The sequence below is a fragment of the Mariniflexile ostreae genome (genome assembly GCF_042427585.1).
Taxonomy (GTDB): domain Bacteria; phylum Bacteroidota; class Bacteroidia; order Flavobacteriales; family Flavobacteriaceae; genus Pseudalgibacter; species Pseudalgibacter ostreae.
Window position 1 is genome coordinate 1 of the sequence record NZ_JBHMFC010000087.1, and the last position, 503, is coordinate 503.

Consider the following 503-nt stretch of genomic DNA (forward strand, 5'->3'; position numbering starts at 1 on the left):
ACTGAAAGCTAGTCTAAAAGAGCGCAAATACTATTTAAATGCTATCTTGGATATACAACAATATTGAAGACAAAACATCAGCACTGATACGATTTAGCCAAATGAGATGAAAAAGTGAGGCAAACAGGCTTTAAAAGCTTTAATAGCATTGCTAAAACGGGTCAACGCAAAAAGTTGTGGAGTAACTAAAAAAGAAAGAACTTTGGAGCAAAAATTTCTATGTCCTCTGATTCACTTTTATCTATTGCCAATTTATTGCTTCCCGAAGTTCTTGTCACCTATTTTGATTTAAAAAAGCACGAGATCAAAGGTGAAGAGCTCCACTTTTACTTTACCGAACAAAACAAGGCACCCGAGGGGCATGAAAGTACGAAGCTCCATTCCAAAGGCTTCTTTCCTGAGGCTACGGTTCAGGATTTTCCCATACGGGGCAAGAATGTTTTTCTGCACGTCATACGGCGCAGATGGGTTGATCAGGACACGGGCACATTAATCACAAGAGA

General features: G+C 39.4%; 1 protein-coding gene. It reads left to right on the forward strand.

Annotated features, from left to right (window positions below; genetic code table 11):
- Nucleotides 1–219 precede the first annotated feature (219 nt).
- The coding region (locus ACFFU9_RS13285) for an ISAon1 family transposase N-terminal region protein (RefSeq protein WP_446685835.1) at nt 220–503 on the forward strand (284 nt) is incomplete at its 3' end.